The 16,208-nt window shown below is 31.1% G+C and carries 15 protein-coding genes; 4 read left to right on the top strand and 11 right to left on the bottom strand.

Annotated features, from left to right (window positions below):
• Positions 1–30: 30 nt before the first annotated feature.
• Complete coding sequence (locus GXK57_RS00550) at positions 31–675, bottom strand: TetR/AcrR family transcriptional regulator (protein ID WP_160669861.1); 645 nt, start codon at positions 673–675, stop codon at positions 31–33.
• A 446-nt stretch (positions 676–1,121) separates the two neighbouring features.
• Here GXK57_RS00550 and GXK57_RS00545 point away from each other — a divergent pair, with 446 nt between their 5' ends.
• Positions 1,122–2,003, top strand: a complete 882-nt coding sequence (locus GXK57_RS00545; protein WP_160669858.1) for a radical SAM protein — start codon at positions 1,122–1,124, stop codon at positions 2,001–2,003.
• Positions 2,004–2,308: 305 nt separating this feature from the next.
• On the opposite strand, the gene GXK57_RS00540 is transcribed toward GXK57_RS00545, so the two are convergent.
• A complete protein-coding gene (locus GXK57_RS00540; protein WP_160669855.1) occupies positions 2,309–2,827 on the bottom strand; it encodes a hypothetical protein in 519 nt (172 codons plus the stop codon).
• Between the two features lie 505 nt (positions 2,828–3,332).
• Between GXK57_RS00540 and GXK57_RS00535 the strand changes: the two genes are divergently transcribed.
• Together GXK57_RS00535 and GXK57_RS00530 are read left to right on the top strand one after the other, a co-directional pair.
• Entirely contained in the window at positions 3,333–3,548 is a 216-nt protein-coding gene (locus tag GXK57_RS00535) for a helix-turn-helix transcriptional regulator (protein ID WP_160669852.1), read from the top strand.
• Between the two features lie 4 nt (positions 3,549–3,552).
• Positions 3,553–3,966, top strand: coding sequence for a hypothetical protein (locus GXK57_RS00530; RefSeq protein WP_160669850.1), 414 nt, complete (start codon positions 3,553–3,555; stop codon positions 3,964–3,966).
• Positions 3,967–4,651: 685 nt separating this feature from the next.
• Here the strand turns inward: GXK57_RS00530 and GXK57_RS00525 are convergent.
• From GXK57_RS00525 to GXK57_RS00485, 9 genes are all read right to left on the bottom strand, one after another.
• The gene (locus tag GXK57_RS00525; RefSeq protein WP_160669848.1) at positions 4,652–5,374 is read right to left on the bottom strand and encodes an ABC transporter ATP-binding protein; all 723 of its coding nucleotides are present in this window, start codon (positions 5,372–5,374) and stop codon (positions 4,652–4,654) included.
• Positions 5,374–6,621 carry an ABC transporter permease gene (locus GXK57_RS00520; protein WP_160669845.1) on the bottom strand — a complete coding sequence of 416 codons (1,248 nt, stop codon included), beginning with the start codon at positions 6,619–6,621 and terminating at the stop codon, positions 5,374–5,376. Before GXK57_RS00520 ends, GXK57_RS00525 begins: the two co-directional genes overlap by 1 nt.
• Positions 6,618–7,703, bottom strand: coding sequence for an FtsX-like permease family protein (locus tag GXK57_RS00515; protein ID WP_160669842.1), 1,086 nt, complete (start codon positions 7,701–7,703; stop codon positions 6,618–6,620). Before GXK57_RS00515 ends, GXK57_RS00520 begins: the two co-directional genes overlap by 4 nt.
• Before the next feature lie 62 nt (positions 7,704–7,765).
• Complete coding sequence (locus GXK57_RS00510) at positions 7,766–8,107, bottom strand: hypothetical protein (RefSeq protein ID WP_160669839.1); 342 nt, start codon at positions 8,105–8,107, stop codon at positions 7,766–7,768.
• A gap of 680 nt (positions 8,108–8,787) precedes the next feature.
• Positions 8,788–11,238 carry a GxGYxYP domain-containing protein gene (locus GXK57_RS00505; protein ID WP_243156338.1) on the bottom strand — a complete coding sequence of 817 codons (2,451 nt, stop codon included), beginning with the start codon at positions 11,236–11,238 and terminating at the stop codon, positions 8,788–8,790.
• Positions 11,239–11,717: 479 nt separating this feature from the next.
• Positions 11,718–12,011, bottom strand: a complete 294-nt coding sequence (locus GXK57_RS00500; protein WP_160669836.1) for a hypothetical protein — start codon at positions 12,009–12,011, stop codon at positions 11,718–11,720.
• A 362-nt stretch (positions 12,012–12,373) separates the two neighbouring features.
• The gene (locus GXK57_RS00495; protein ID WP_202127648.1) at positions 12,374–13,744 is read right to left on the bottom strand and encodes a HAMP domain-containing histidine kinase; all 1,371 of its coding nucleotides are present in this window, start codon (positions 13,742–13,744) and stop codon (positions 12,374–12,376) included.
• A gap of 1 nt (position 13,745) precedes the next feature.
• Positions 13,746–14,426 (bottom strand): response regulator transcription factor, encoded by a 681-nt coding sequence (locus tag GXK57_RS00490; protein ID WP_202127647.1) that lies wholly within the window; start codon positions 14,424–14,426, stop codon positions 13,746–13,748.
• A 120-nt stretch (positions 14,427–14,546) separates the two neighbouring features.
• Positions 14,547–14,999 (bottom strand): hypothetical protein, encoded by a 453-nt coding sequence (locus GXK57_RS00485; RefSeq protein ID WP_128210960.1) that lies wholly within the window; start codon positions 14,997–14,999, stop codon positions 14,547–14,549.
• A 613-nt stretch (positions 15,000–15,612) separates the two neighbouring features.
• On the opposite strand from GXK57_RS00485, the gene GXK57_RS00480 reads away from it, so the two are divergent.
• Positions 15,613–16,044 (top strand): EamA family transporter, encoded by a 432-nt coding sequence (locus tag GXK57_RS00480; RefSeq protein WP_160669830.1) that lies wholly within the window; start codon positions 15,613–15,615, stop codon positions 16,042–16,044.
• The last annotated feature ends 164 nt before the right edge of the window (positions 16,045–16,208 follow it).

Below are 16,208 nucleotides of genomic sequence, written 5' to 3'. Positions count from 1 at the left end.
GTATTTAAGCTGTTATAGATGAGATAACTTTTATTTAGTTCCTACTCCGCTTTTTAAAAGTTCAATCATACTCTTAAGGTCTTTCGCTATCACGTCAAAGCTTTCGTCCATAATATCTTCTCCAGCCTCTCTCGCCCTATTCATCATGTGCTCCTTCATCTTCACAGAAACCCCAGTCATAAACAACGCTATAATCTCATCATCTATATCCGTTCTTATATAACCATTCTTCTTCCCAGATCTTATTATCTTAAGCATATATTCATCAGAAATCTTCATCATGTAACTCATTGACTCATTGGTTAAGTGACTGTACTTACCTAAGAATACATCTTGAATAAAGATCATTAACTCTCTTTCATCATTAAGCTGTCCCCATAACTCTTTTGAGCTTTCATATAAGTAATCAAATATATTTATGTTTTCATCAGCATTTGTAATATAACTGCCGTACTTTTTCATAACAAGCTGAGCAGACCACTGCACTGAAAACATGAACAGCTCCTTCTTATTTTCAAAGTACTGATACATACTTCCCTTGGCAACTGAAGCACTCTTTGCAATGTTTCCTATGTTGGCCTTTTCAAAGCCATTGTTGGAAAACTCACTTATAGCAGCTCTCATCACCTTCTCTTGTTTCTCTTCATTAAGATTAAAAAAAGTTTCCTTTGGCATATTTCCTCACCTGTATTTACGTAAATATTTATGACTTTTCAGTCATGTGACTCCTTAGTCATAGTATATGACTAGGAAGTCATGTTGTCAATATGGATTTGCATGGAGTTTGAAACTATGTATTCATAACAAAAAAGAACTTACTTTCTCGTAAGTCCTATATGCCAAATAAATATATTATTATTCCTTAATACTGGATTATAAAACTTCATTTACTTCTGAAATAGCTCTTGGTAACTACCGCGAGCAAGACTTTTCCATCTTATTCTTGTGCAATATGCTTATATAATTATGGTATAATCCTAAACAACAATTCTATTCTTCATCCCCTTGCAAGTTTTTATTATTCTATTATGACATACAGCTGTCTTATTAATTAAGGTATACTAGAATAGATTATAGAACTTATAATCTATTCTAGTATATTTATTTTAGGAGGTCTTGCAATGCCTAAAGAAATAGAAGCAAAAACTTTACTTTCTGCCAGTAAGAACCCTAGTAGCTGGTTTGGAGTTAATTATACTTTTAATACTTATAGAGGTTGTGAACATCACTGCATATATTGCGATTCAAGAAGCATGTGTTATAGAATAGATAACTTTGATGAGCTTATAGTAAAGAGAAATTCCGTAGAAATACTTAGAAAAGAGCTTAAGAATAAAAGAAAGAAGGGCTGCTTAGGTACTGGTGCTATGAGTGATCCTTATACTAAGTCAGAAAAAGATTATATGATCACCCGTGGTTGCTTAGAGGCAATTGCCGAATACAACTATCCGGTGCATATAACTACAAAAAGCAATTTAATTCTAAGAGATATAGATTTGCTTGAAGAAATAAATAAAATCTATGCTTCTGTGGCTATAACCATTACAACTACTGATGATAATCTAGCTAAAATAATAGAGCCTGGTGCACCCTCTTCCTCTGAAAGACTTAAGGCACTTGGAGTGCTTTCTGAGTTAGGAATATGCACAAGTATAACCATGATGCCTATTTTGCCTTTTATAGAAGATACTGAAGAAAATATTTTAGATATAGTAAACAAAGCAAGTTATTATGGAGTTAAGCATATAGTCCCTTGGCTTGGCATGTCCTTACGTGATAGACAAAGGGATTACTACTATAAAAGATTAGATAAGAGCTTTCCAGGACTTCGTATAAAATATGAGAAGAGTTTTGGAGATAGATATAGCTGCTCTGTGAGAAATGCTAAAAAGCTATACTACAGCTTATCAGAAGCTTGCAGTAAGTATGGAATATCCTTAAAGATGCCCTCTTATCATCAGAAGGTTTCTGCAGTTCAGCTCAGTTTATTAAAGGATATATAATATATGTATAATTAAAAGCGTTTAGCCAGTTAAAATGAACCATCTGTAAAAGACATTTTAAATTGCTAAACGCTTTTCTAAAGAACTGATATTACTAGGTTGTTCTAGCAAAGACTTTCTTATTTTCTTATTGGGTAAAGAGTTTTCTTATCCACCGAGTGCTTTATTAGTAGCAATGTTTTCTCAGAATACAAGAAAAAATAGCTTGTATTTTTAATGCTTAATTATGACTCAAATTAATTTTAATTAAATATTAATACCATACTTAAATTATAATACCATCTAAGTATTACAAAACCCAAAGCTCACGAATTACTCTCAGTCAGCATATTTAAAGCCTTCTCCATAGCCTTATTCTCCTCTTTATCTAGAAAATAATACTTTACAGGATCTATCTTGCAATCCTCTATTATAATATTCAGTGCCCCTTCAAGCTTCTCTAGCTTAAGTTGAGTTCTATCTATAGCCTCAGCCATCTGCTGCTCAGATCCATTGCTATCCTTTAATCTATTTAGCTCTTGATACTCTCTTGTCAAACCTACAAGGAAATCAGGTACTGACTTCTTTGGTAAGTCTAGCTTTCCAGCCTCATTGAACTTCCAGTAATCCCTTTGCAGACTCTTAGTATCCTTGTTAGCTAAATCTTTCTCAGCATCCTTAACTGTAGAATATAAATCAAGTATATTAGTCTGAATCTTTTCTCCTCGTTCATTTATCATAGCTCTGTTGTTATTTGTTAAAGTAATCATATTAATCAATAAATCCACAGCAGCTATAATCAATGATACTGAGAAGGCTACCGCTGCCCACTTCTTTTTATCCATAATTATTTCTCCATTCAGGTATTATTTGTATTTATAAAGCTTGTGCATCTGAAAAATTACCTAAGTAACATTTTCAGATATTCATTTAAAGCTGCCAATATGTGTTCAGATAGGAGCTTTTCTTAATTAAATGTTTATTAATGATGTACTATCATGCTTCTCTATCCATGGCAAATTATTGCTTTCATATAAATAATATAACATTGCTGCTTACTAGTCATCAAAATTTTGAACTAGTTTTATGAATAATACTTATTTCATAGAAGCTACCATAGATATTAGAGCCTTCTTCCACTTTTTACACTTAGCTGCCATTAAATACTTTAAAGATCTTAGAACCCAAGTTAATTTATTGTTTAAGCTCTATTAAAGTACCTGTTGAATTAATCATAGCATTGTTTAAAATATAAATTCAAAAAATAATGTAAAGATATCTTTACACATCCAATTATTTGCAATACAATTAGTGTAAAGATATCTTTACACTACTAGGAGATGATTTTATTTGAAAGTAATAAATCACATTAGAGAAATAAGAGAAGAAAGAGGAATAACTCAGATAAAGATGGCTGAAGATCTCAGGATTACGAGGCAGACCATAAATGCCATAGAAAAAAACAAATACAATCCTAGCTTAGAGCTAGCCTTGAAGCTTATTGAATATTTTGATGTACCTATAGAGCAGTTATTTTATTTAGAAAAGAATAGTAAGGAGGATTAGTTGTATGAAAACAAAAAAACTTAGTTTATTTGCAAATTTGTATCTAGCTGTAATCTTTATAGTAGGAGCATTAGTAGTTTCTTATGTATTAAGCATAAGATCCAATATGAATTTTAACACCTTAGCCATGGCTTCTGTAGGCGGTAGTCTCATAGGATTACTTGTACCTAATATAATCTCCTTAATATCCAAAAAGAACGCTACCAATATTCCACCTATCGATGAACGAAATGTAGCTATTTTAAAGAGATACTTTCTGATTGTTTTATATATTGTCTTAATAGGAAGCGGACTTGGATTATTTATCTTATATGCTTTAGGGGTGAAAACTGTTGAGGTTGGTGCTTTGATAGTATGCTTAGGAGCAGTATATTTAGTCATAGTTATTGGAGCCTTTATAGTAAAGCGCTTTTGCTAAAGTTTCAATTTATAATAGTATTTAAGTATTCTTATTATCTAAACAATTCCTTTACCTTAGTTGTAGATGTATAACTTCGTAATAAAACTTATATTCTCAAATTCTCCCTTCAGAAACTAAAGGATTTTTGAAAATTGATTTTGGGTGAAGTTTTATATATTTAATACAGTTCTTAAGATGATTAAATAAACATAAAACTTAAGTGATTCCACTAAATAACTCACTAATTTAAAGTTTATTTTCCTTGAGAATATGCCATAGTTAATATAAGGAAACAACTTTTGTGGTTTTATAAGTTAAATTATCTTAAGTTGTTAGTAAAAACGTGCTGTGGTCGAAGATAGCACGCTTTTTACTTTTTAGAGTTATTTTCTGAATAATAAATAAAAGGCTACTGGTAAGCATCCAGTAACCTTTTATTGGTTATATAAACTTAAAACGCTAGGCTTCTTTAGTCAAGTTACAACTTGTTATATATAAACGTAACTTAATTACATATTATATCACACTACCATTAAAATTCCAATGTATTTTGGAGTAGAGTTTTTATACCTAACACTAAACAATGTATTATTTCTTAATGACCGCCTTAAAGTAGCTTTCCTATTACTTCTAAGATTTAAAACAACTTCTAATTTTTTCTTATAAGAACTTTAGATTGCTAAAAGTTAGATTCTTATAAGTACTATACAGATTCACTTTTACACTTGCCATCTTTATCTTCAAGTAAGTTTACATCTGATGTAATTTCTCCATCTTCTATGGTTATAATCCTATTACAGCAATTAGCAATCTCCTTATCATGAGTTACCATTATTACTGTTGTTCCTTCCTTATTTAGCTGCTTTAAAACCTCTATTATTTCCATACCAGTTTGCTTGTCTAGCGCTCCTGTAGGCTCATCAGCTAGTATGATTTCGGGATCATTAACTATAGCTCTTGCAATGGCAACTCTCTGACATTGTCCACCAGATAACTTGGAAGGTGTTGAGTTCATTTTATCCTTTATTCCCAGCTTACTCAAAATCTCTTCTATCTTCTTTTTATAAAGCTTTTTTGATGCTTTTCCATATTCTAAAGGTATAACTACATTGTTGTACACTGTAAAGTCCTCAATAAGCCCAAAATACTGAAGCACGAACCCAAAAACTGAGTTTCTCAAATAAGCTAGTTTATTCTCATTATGCTGACTTATATCTGTACCATTTAATAAATAGCTTCCCTCAGTATGCTTGTCTACACATCCAATTATATTTAGTAAGGTTGACTTCCCCGAACCTGATTTTCCTACTATAGCAACCATCTCACCTTTATTTATCTCTAAATTTATATTCTTTAAAGCATGAACTGAAGCTTCTTTCTTTGAGCCATATATCTTACTAACATTTTTTAGTTCAATCATCATCATTACTCATCACCTCTAATCATGTTATTTAGTCTTAGCTTCCTTATTTGAAGAATAGGCACTATTGAAATAATTAAACTTAGTAAAATGGCAAAGATGATGAGAAGACCTATACTACCATTTATATAATTATAGTTTAGACTATTATAGAAAATCCTTTTTATTATGATTATTGTAAGTACTATAGAAATAGCTGTTATGAATAAAATTTCATATAAAATTCGCTTATAGATATCAGACTTCTTACAGCCTAAAAGTATATGAATACCAAACTCTCTATAGTTTTTTAATATATTACTATATAAAGCTACAGTTAAGCTTACTATGGAAAACACAGTGATTATTAAAGCTATTACTTGAGCTTCTGACACAGTGCTTTTCATATAATTAATATCTTTCTCAGCCTCCTTGTCAGGATCTAAAACAGCAACTCTGTATCCAAGCTTTTTAGCAGACTCCTTAACCTTAGTCTTAAAACCTTCTAAGTCACTTTTCACTAGTACCTGACTACCCAAGTATTTATTTATATATATATCACTATTAGGCGCACTCTTATCTTCAACATCTATCCTTGGATAAATTATAGCATCGTCTAAACTTACTCCTACACCATTATAACTAACAACATATGTAGCTCCCTTATCCATTATGCCAGTTACTAATAGTTTACTAAAGGCTCTTGTTCTTGGATTAATGTATTCAATCGTATCTCCAAGCTTAAATGAATCTAAGTAATCACTCCCTAGAACTACTGGTGTTATCTCTATATTTTTATTATTATATTTCAAAACTTGATCCCAACTACCCTGCTTTAGAGGAAAGTTCATTAGCTTTATAAGGGTATTATTAACTTGAACAGACTTTAATACCGCTATTCTTTCACTATTATAGTAAGGTGCATTCTCTTGTCCTTTTATAATGAACTTTTTAAGCTTATCTGAATACTTAGCAGCGGTTGATTCTTGCTTAAAATCTATATATTCAACATTTTGCATAGCTTCCATCGTTGCAGCAAGCTCTTTAGCTTGACTCATTGTAATATTATTACTAGGAAATGTTACTTTATTCAATTCATATATGTTTTTACCATGATATAGACTTATTATATTGCTTATCCTATCATAAGAATATCTGTACCCTAAATATAAACTAAATACTAAAGTTAAGCAGAAGGTTATCTGAAACACAGACATTATAAAAAATGTTTTCTTTCTTGATAAGGAATATAAGAAATACTTTAAGTTTGTCATACTCTACTCCTCCTCATCATATCATTACATTCCAATTTTAATATATCTAAAAGAAGGAATATAATCGTTATACTACCTATAATTAATGAGCTTAGAATTAGAACAACTATATTTATAAGTGATACACTTCCATCTACTTGTAATAAACTTGTGCTTGTTTTTAAAGTATTAATTATCCAATGGGTAAATACAGCCAACATTGATGCAAAAATCGCTTGTCCTATATAAGAAAGCATTAGATTTATTATAATCCGCTTATTTGTGCCTCCACAAAGTTTTCTTACTGCAATTTCTTTTCGTCTTTTACCAAACCAGAAGAAAGAAGTATTTACAAGTGTAATTATTAATGTGATTAATACTACGGCTGTGTTAATTAGATTAGACTTTTTATCTCTCATGCCATTTATCACAAGAGACTTAGTATTTAATGCTTTTACATCTCTTTCATCAATCTTTACATTGAGACCACTCTCTAGCTTTGATATAAAATCTCTTTTCCCATATATATTATCAAAAACCCACCCTATATCATTTGAATGCTCTAAGCCTTTCATGTAGTAATTAACATTTATATAAAACCTATTGTTGTCAGGTACATCCTTATTATCATCTCCACATATACCTATAACCTTATATTGCTTTTTTTCATAAACAAAAATTCTGCTTCCATCCTTTTCAATAGTATTTTTTAAAAGATTCTTCCCTATTACAGCAAAGCCTTCCGCCTTGCTAAAGTCGTCACTATTTAAAAATCGCCCTTTCAAGATGCTAGGGCTTTCTGAAAGCTTACTATTAAAATACAGAGCGACTCCCTCATAAGGCTTATCTTCATCATCATAAAAATCTACTAAGTTTTTTTCTATCACTGTTCCTTTTTCACTCATAGTACTTATTAAATCCTCATAATTAATCTTATCAACCATTGCTACTGAAACAGCATTATCGGTAACATACCAATTAAGCGCCTTACTTTGCTTTATTACATCAGCAATCTTACCTACTGTAAGAGAAATACATAGTGCTATGACAAAATAGATTATCATTACAATAAGTGATATATTCTTACTTTTAATATAATTCATACTATCATCCTTTAAAATAAGGAGAAATCCTACCAAGTAGATTTCTCCCCCAATATTCTTTATTAAAATTGGTAATTAGACACTAAATACTCTCCGTCATAGCCTCTATGCTCGCCTTTTAATCTTGCGATATCACGATTATATACATCATCTGTAACAGCTGATGTCCATCCACTAGCATACCTATAATCTATTTGTTTATTAGATGAATTATATGCAGTTAACCATGCTTCAGCTTTATCATAATAGGTGTAAGTATATGCGCTTCCACCATGACTAACATTCCCATAGTAGTCATATCCACTGGAAACACTAATACCATTACTTCTAATAGAATTTGCGAAAGCTGTAGTTCCTATTAGACCAACACAAATAAGTGTTAAAGCAATTATTTTTTTCTTCATTATTAAAACCCTCCAAGCTTTTTTTTATTGGAAATCACTAGAATAACATCACCTGACAGTGCAACCGTTTTCTCAAAGGTGCAATAAATAAGGAAATTATATGTCAAACTAATTTCCGAAACTCATTAATATTATTATTGTTATACTTATTGATTCAAGTCTTATGTTTAGCGCCAAACATTTTAATTCTTGTTTCAGTCAAATTATACCACCACTCTTTTTACAGTACAAGCCTTAAATTGTAAAAATATAATAAAATTCCATATAATTACTTTGAGCTATGTATATAGATATACTCAACACAATGTTACAAATAACAAAATAATTAAAGTTAGTCTAGTTTTCTCTAAGAGCATAATTACATTAACTAAATAGCTACTGTATAGAATCCTAGCATATCCATCAGAGAACAATAGACCATGGTCATCTTCCACTACTTGTAAACCGACAGTTGAATTAGGAACTTTATAAAGAAACTTAATTCACAATTGCTCAAATATAGAATCTTTGGATTATTTTTATGCATGCATAAATTAATAGCCGAGTTCGGACCTCTATAAAATATACAACCTAAATCCCAAGGCTGTTTTCAAAGCTCCTATCACTGATAATAGGAGCCTTGAAACTCCAATTCTTATTATAAACAGCTCACTCTATTACGCTACAACTTGTAAATAACATTATCTTTTTACATTTCTATCAATAGTCTCCATAAAAACCTTTGGACTAACTACTCTTACCTTTGGATTCTTATTTAACATATCCATAGCAGATTTCACATTATCCATAGTCTTGCTCCAGGCATGAACATATACAAAGGTGTAGGCTTTAGGGTCCTTCACATTGGTTTCACCATTTTCAACTCTATCATTAATATTTTTAACTAACTGGCTTTCATCTTCTAAGCCACTCCAAAGCAAATCTCTGCAAGATACTATTGGTTTATTTTTAGACCATATTATCTCTCCGTGATAGTTATCATGCCTATGATAATCTAAATAAAATATACCTTTCATATGAGGCTTATCGGTAAACTTGTTCCAAAGCCTCTTGTCATGAAAACTACCATCATCTATAACCGCCATATATTTCTCATCAGTGTCTTTCATATAATCATCTAATTGCTGTAAATATAATTTTAAGCTGCTTTTTTCAAACTTACTTGGGTACATATAACCATTACCTGAAGGAGGAACTATAAAATAATCCTCAAAAGGTTTATTAGAAACACTGTCATAATATTTTTTAAAAACTGTAGGTGCTAAGTAATACATCGATGGGCTTATGCCCCATCCCATATGGAACTTTCCTCTATTTGTAGATCCAAACCACTTTTGAGAGTTATAATTGGAGCCAAGATTCCACTGTTGGTTATCTCCATCAGACATGATAAAGGTAACATAATGGACATTGTCTTCTTTTGGTATTTCTTTATCTTCAGCTTTCTGCATTAAGGGTTTAGAGTCGAAGGAACTTAGAACTGTTAGATTATAAGACCAATCTGCTGCCACAACACTTACTCCATTTTTAGAAGCTGTGCTTACATTAACAAATTCATCTGGACCCCAACCTAGGCATACTGAATTTTTATCCATTGATGAAAATATTTTTTCTCTAAGCTTTGTAGTATTAGGATCATTTTCATAGAATACTAGCGCCTTTGACATTAAGGCATAATCTCTTAGAGCTGAAGCTTTGCTAGGCTGAAGCTGTATGACTAAACTATGGTTTAAGCCTTTATTCCACAAGTTTTCATAGGCCCAAGCCTCATTTGTATTCCTGCAATCACCCTTAAGCTTTGTTATACCGTGAAGCTTTACCTTATATTCAATACTTTTATCCACAGCAATAGAGTTTTTTAATCCACATAAAGAACAGGCATTGTTTATAGATGGGTTGTCACCTCCGCTATAAAGTACATAACCTTCTACATAATCCTTAAACATATGTACTAGCTCCCAAGGATCATAAACATTTTTAAAGTTTACTCCATAACTGGATTTGAGATCATTTAACCATAACCTATAATCTGGCTGACTAGAACTTAATATATAAATCTGATATGCAGATTGACTATTAACTAGCCCTTGGAGTGTAGATAGCATGGTTTTTTCAGCTTCTGATAACCGATCTTGGGATATAACATAAAGTTGTTTTGGTTTTAAGGTGTTTTTTACATAATTAGAAAAAGGACTATTACTAGTAGTAATAGTCTTAATCCATTCACTCCATTTAACATTAAAGTTATCTTTATTTTCATTACAGTATTTATAAAAGTTTTGTAAAAAAGCTGTTCTCTCTTTATTATAGAAAAGTCTTATTTGATTTTCATCAAAGCCTGCTAGGGTTAATTGCCTCTTTACTATATTATCAAAAGAAACCTGTTTTGAGTTCTTCATCATATCATACATTATCATGAAGGTGGAGGTTCTTCCTATTCCCTCCTTGCAGTGGAAGTGAAGCCAAGTATTATTAGGCTGATCCTTAACTACTTGGATAAAGTAATCCACCATATCGTTTGTAGGTATCTTACCATCAGTAACAGTGATTCTAATGTAATTTAAGTTTTTGTCTTTTGTTAGCTGCTCTTCATCCTGAACCTTAGTTGGCGTTACTGGCATATTAGGATGATTAAAAAAAGTAATGGGAACATTGAGCTTAATACTCTGCAGCTTACTCTTTTCATTTGCCAATACTTGCTCCCTTGTCATACCAATATTAGCATCATTCTTTAAGTTCTTCCAACTCACTGGGATGTCATTTATAAAGCCATGAGATTCCTGTCTTAAATCAATTACTGTAGTAGGAAGCTTAGTATTTATACCACTTATGACAAGTGGAAGATTAAAGCCTGAAAACTGCTGACTTCCAGATATATTTAGCTTATCTAAGCCTTTCACATCTATGGTCTTATCTTTTTGCAGCACGGTCAAATCAGTAGTTTTTCTAAAGTTTCTAGGCATATCCTTATAGTTTAAGGTATCTATCACAAGATTTACTGTGTTTGGGTCTGGTGTAGCTGGCTCTTTAGGAGCATCATACAGTCTCTCTTGTAGAGCACAGGAAGCTAATAAGTTTAATAAAAATATCATTACCAAGGAAAAGCCGTATACTCTAAACCTTTTTTTCAAATTCATCACCTCAGCTTGATTAATTAAGAAGTCATCAAATCACAATAGTTTTGATGATAGCTCTCTTTTCATAATGTTCACTGAGAAAGAAAATTATATGTTATGTAAATCATACCTTATACACCAACTTACACCTATAAGTAAGATCCCTTTCATTATGCTTTCTGAAAGTTGGCTTTCATGGATGACTATTAGACAGTAAAATAGAGTCCAACATTTTGATATTGAACTCTACGGCTATGTATGTATCAGCATACACATAAATATTTGTCTTAAACTACAATGAAGATATAGTACCAATACATCAACTCTTCTATAGTCTTTCTACTTGGTTTTTTGCATTTACATTTAGCATAAAGCTTTTTTAATATCTCGTACATAGATCTAAAGCTAATACTTTCATTGTCTTAACTAAAATCTTGTAGTTAGGAGTAAATAGATTAATGGAATTTTATAAGTATGAAATTGTATATAGTTACCTAATTGTAAATTAAGTAATAAAAGACAAGGAATACGGCTAATGCAATCAAGATATATAATCCAAGCTTTCGCTTTGATCGTTTATAACTTTCAAGTGCAGAAAGATCGAGATAAAACTTAGAGTTATTACATTTGATAAAGATGTTATTCTTGACCATTCTATTGAAAACATTACTTTCTCTCATGCCTAATTCATCAAGGGTAACCGAATGCTCGCGATCTAGTGCCCCTGATTCTTGAAATTTATTAATATATCTATTTTGTATGTGCTTCACAGCAGCAGCGCCACTCATAGTTCAACAACCTCCTTATTAAGCCTTTAAATTTGAAAATATGTCTTTTCTTAAGTCATATAAGTGAGTTAAATAGCTCATTAATTAAGCGCCGATATATATATATAATTATTCGATTAAACTTACATAAGAACAACCTTTTGGAGCTAACTAGAATACTATGTTTCTAGTTATATTTTAATAGATATTCATTATTCTCAACCAAAAAATTACATGTAGATTTAGTATTGCTCTTAATTTATATAATAAACACACACATAATTTATAGCATCATTATAACTTTAATGTAATATAATTACAATTAGATGTATCAGACTTTATATATATTAGACTTGAAAAAAATAAAACTTATAAAAGAAAAGTTATAAATCCAACCTTACTATTACGGTTGTACCTCTTCCTTCTTCACTAAGTATTTCAAGCTTTGCATTATGCACTTCTGCTATCCATCTTGCTATGGAAAGCCCTAATCCACTTCCACCCTTTTCCTTTGATCTAGATTTATCTACAGTGTAAAATCTATCAAAGATATTATTAATGTCCTCTTCTGGTATTCCTATGCCTGTGTCCATAACACTTATCTGCAGCTGGCCATTTTCTACAACAGAATCTACTGATATAAGTCCACCTTGAGGTGTGAATTTTATGCTATTCTCAATAAATATTCTTAACATTTGTTTCAGTAGCTTATAATCTGCATATACTTCCGTTACTGTATTCTCTCTATTTTTTATTAGATGGGCGTCGTCAATTAACCTAGTATCCTGCACAACCTCTTCTATCAATTCATTAATCTTAAAGTACTGTTTTTCTACTATTTGAGTGTAACTGTCACCTTTAGCAAGGAACAACAGCTTCTCTATAAGATTTGCCATGTTTGAAGCCTCAAGCTTTATGCCATAGATAGATTTTTCTAAGGCTTCCTTATCATCTTTCCCCCACCTATCAAGAAGATTGGCATAGCCTTGGATTATAGCAATAGGTGTTCTTAGCTCGTGAGAAGCATCAGACACAAACTGCACTTGGCTATCAAAAGCTTTCTGCAACCTATCTATCATGTTATTAAAGGTATTGCCAAGCCTTCTCAACTCATCATCTGGTCCTTCTACTTCTATTCTTTCCTTCAAGTTGTTAATGCTTATGTTTTCAGCAGTATTAGTCAGTTTATCTATAGGAATCAGCATCTTTTTGCTTATTATATAACCAAAAGCTAGTGAAGCTAATATACCTAGGAAATCAGTAATTGCCATAAATATAAATAATATTTTCATAAAGCTGTATTCATTTTCTAGATCTTTTACTACCTGTATATAAAGTACACCATAGGCACTTTTAACTTTTGTATTTAAGTATATTAAATGTTTCTCATTTTTCTCTAGTCGCCTTGTTTTACCATCCATGCTCTTTGATTTTATATTAAAGTTAACTCTTCTAGATTGATTTATGATAGCTCCATCCTTGTCTGATATCTTGATATAAATGTTTTCCTTTGATGGTATATCTAAAAAGAATTCTTTGCTATACAAGTCAGGTTGCTCTTGCTGTTCATTAATCTTATTCTTTATTATGATAGTAAGTTCTTGAACTTGCTTATTTGCCTGTTTATATAGAAAGTACTTAGTTCCATATAAAGTTACTGAACTAAGTACTAATAATATAAGAGAAAACATAAAAGCATAAATAATGGTAAGCTTTAAGGATATCTTTGCACTTCTAAGAAATTTTAAGTTCATATTAATCACCTTTAATCACATAGCCTACGCCTCTTATAGTCGTTATAAGCTTATGTTCAAAACCTTCATCGATCTTGCTTCTCAAATATCTTATGAATACATCTACTACATTGGTGTCGCCAACATAATCATATCCCCATATACTGCCTATCAACTTTTCTCTGGTCAAAACTATATTTTTGTTTAAAATCAGCATTTCTAACAGCTCATACTCTTTTTTTGTAAGTTCGATTTCTTGACCACTTCTCCATACTTGATGAGCTTTTCTATCCATAACAACATCTTCTATCATAAGCTTATCACTTTTATTTATTATAGTATTTCCTCTAGTATGAGCTCTAATCCTTGCCAAAAGCTCTTCTATAACAAAAGGCTTAGTAAGATAATCATTTGCCCCTACATCTAGCCCCAAAACCTTGTCCGAAACTTCTCCCTTTGCCGTAAGCATTATTATTGGAACCTCTGAAAACTGTCTGGTTCTTCTACATACCTCAATGCCATTGATGCCTGGAATCATGATATCTAACAATATTAAATCATAGCTATTCTTTTCTATCTTACTTAAGCCTTCTCTTCCATCATAGGCTGTATCAACTTTATAGCCTTCATGTGTAAGCTCCATCTCAATGAACATAGACATTTGTTTTTCATCTTCTACTAAAAGTATCTTTAAATCCTTCAACGTACCATCTCCGTTATACATCTAAAATTCTTTACTTAACCGCATAAAGCACTGCTATATTAATTTCTTAATGTCAAAAGCATGCTTATAAACATGGCAAGTTTTCAATATATAACAATTTTACTCCTGATTGCTATTATTGTCCTCATTTTTATTATCCTCATTTTTGCTCTGTTTATTTTTATTGTTTTTTCTAACTTTGTTTGTATTATTCTTTTTAGTCTGTTTTTTAATGTTACCTTTAGAGTTCAATATAACTCCATACTCTGAGTCCATCTTTACGTCTCTCAACACATTATTAGGAGTTTTAATCTTAAAGTCATAATCAAAACTGTCCTTTTTAAAGTTTAGCTCCCTATTAACGCCTACAACTTCACCCTTAACCTTGGTTAAAGCTATCTTTTCTAATTGATCTTGGCTATACTTTATATTTGCTTTTGCTCTAAAATATATTATTGAAAATACCGTTACCGTTATAACAAAAATCACCGCCACAACTATAGCTGCAATTCGTGCTGTCTTCTTATTGTTTTTTGTTAGCTTTTCTCTTAGTTTTGATATAAATTCCTTCATAATTTTATACCTCCTATTATAATTTGATATTGTCCAAATTAAGCAGGCTAATAAAATCCGGCCGTAGCCTGATTATCCTTAAGATAACCTTTTTAACCTAAGAACAATATCTTTAATCACTTTTACTCTATAAAACTAATACTAGTTTTCTTACATTAGAAAACACTAAAATTTTTATTAAAATTTCATTAAAATTCTAAGCTCTAGAATAATAAGAGTTATAATTAAGTAGGTATTATAAGAATGTTACTCTAATAATTACTATATTTATATATTTATAAATTCATATAAATATATAGTTTTTATGCTGGTTTCAGCCCATTTTAAATAGTAATTTTAGAACATGTATAAAAATATTATTGAAATTAAATGGTTATGAAGGAGATGCTATATGAGCGAGCTACTAGAATTAAATGATTTTTTCAGATGGAATGGCGTTAGGAAACTGTATTGTTCGAACGTAGTGAGTTTACAGTTTTAGCCATGGAATATGAAGAAATCATATTAATTCTTTGCGCAAGCTCGTTTAAGCATCGGATGACTAACCATTTAATTTCAATGCACTACTTTATCGATGAATAAATTTTTATAATTATATAAGGGGATGGATTTAATGAATGCTCTTTGGTTTGTTTTTGCCATGTTATCTGCTGTATTTGCTGCACTTGTAGCTATCTTTGGCAAGATAGGTCTAAAATCTGTAGATGCAAATACTGCTACTGCTATAAGATCAGTTATAATGGCTGCTTTTCTTTTTCTAGTTGTGGTGTTTCAAGGGAAGCTTAGCAAGATTCCAGAAATAATTTCTGATAAAAAGACTTTTTCCTTTATTGTCTTTAGCGGCTTAGCTGGTGCTCTATCTTGGCTATTTTATTTTCTAGCTTTAAAGTATGGAAAGGTGTCTCAGGTAGCACCTATAGATAAGTTCAGCGTAGTTCTTGCAACCATACTGGCAGTTATGTTCTTAGGAGAAAAGATAAGCAAGATGAATGGCTTTGGAGTGGCACTTATAGCTGTTGGTGCTATAATAGTTGCTTTAAGTTAAGGATTTGTCAGTTTTAACAGTAGTGTTAGTACTTCATTTATAGATATCTATTTGTGATTTACTTATGTACTTGTATTTTATTCCTAAGCAATATGCTGCTAATTGTTTATATTGAACATATTCTTAAGGGAACAAAAAGTTTTATATTGATTTATACAGCAAAA

The sequence above is a fragment of the Clostridium sp. C8-1-8 genome, from assembly GCF_009928445.1.
GTDB lineage: Bacteria > Bacillota > Clostridia > Clostridiales > Clostridiaceae > Clostridium_AR.
This window is presented reverse-complemented; position numbering and strand designations above follow the sequence as displayed.

What these genes read in the sequence shown, in the direction of transcription:
- GXK57_RS00550 (WP_160669861.1), bottom strand. Translation starts at nt 675, where the DNA reads ATGCCAAAGGAAACTTTTTTTAATCTTAATGAAGAGAAACAAGAGAAG.
- GXK57_RS00545 (WP_160669858.1), top strand. Translation starts at nt 1,122, where the DNA reads ATGCCTAAAGAAATAGAAGCAAAAACTTTACTTTCTGCCAGTAAGAAC.
- GXK57_RS00540 (WP_160669855.1), bottom strand. Translation starts at nt 2,827, where the DNA reads ATGGATAAAAAGAAGTGGGCAGCGGTAGCCTTCTCAGTATCATTGATT.
- GXK57_RS00530 (WP_160669850.1), top strand. Translation starts at nt 3,553, where the DNA reads ATGAAAACAAAAAAACTTAGTTTATTTGCAAATTTGTATCTAGCTGTA.
- GXK57_RS00525 (WP_160669848.1), bottom strand. Translation starts at nt 5,374, where the DNA reads ATGATGATGATTGAACTAAAAAATGTTAGTAAGATATATGGCTCAAAG.
- GXK57_RS00520 (WP_160669845.1), bottom strand. Translation starts at nt 6,621, where the DNA reads ATGACAAACTTAAAGTATTTCTTATATTCCTTATCAAGAAAGAAAACA.
- GXK57_RS00515 (WP_160669842.1), bottom strand. Translation starts at nt 7,703, where the DNA reads ATGAATTATATTAAAAGTAAGAATATATCACTTATTGTAATGATAATC.
- GXK57_RS00510 (WP_160669839.1), bottom strand. Translation starts at nt 8,107, where the DNA reads ATGAAGAAAAAAATAATTGCTTTAACACTTATTTGTGTTGGTCTAATA.
- GXK57_RS00500 (WP_160669836.1), bottom strand. Translation starts at nt 12,011, where the DNA reads ATGAGTGGCGCTGCTGCTGTGAAGCACATACAAAATAGATATATTAAT.
- GXK57_RS00495 (WP_202127648.1), bottom strand. Translation starts at nt 13,744, where the DNA reads ATGAACTTAAAATTTCTTAGAAGTGCAAAGATATCCTTAAAGCTTACC.
- GXK57_RS00485 (WP_128210960.1), bottom strand. Translation starts at nt 14,999, where the DNA reads ATGAAGGAATTTATATCAAAACTAAGAGAAAAGCTAACAAAAAACAAT.
- GXK57_RS00480 (WP_160669830.1), top strand. Translation starts at nt 15,613, where the DNA reads ATGAATGCTCTTTGGTTTGTTTTTGCCATGTTATCTGCTGTATTTGCT.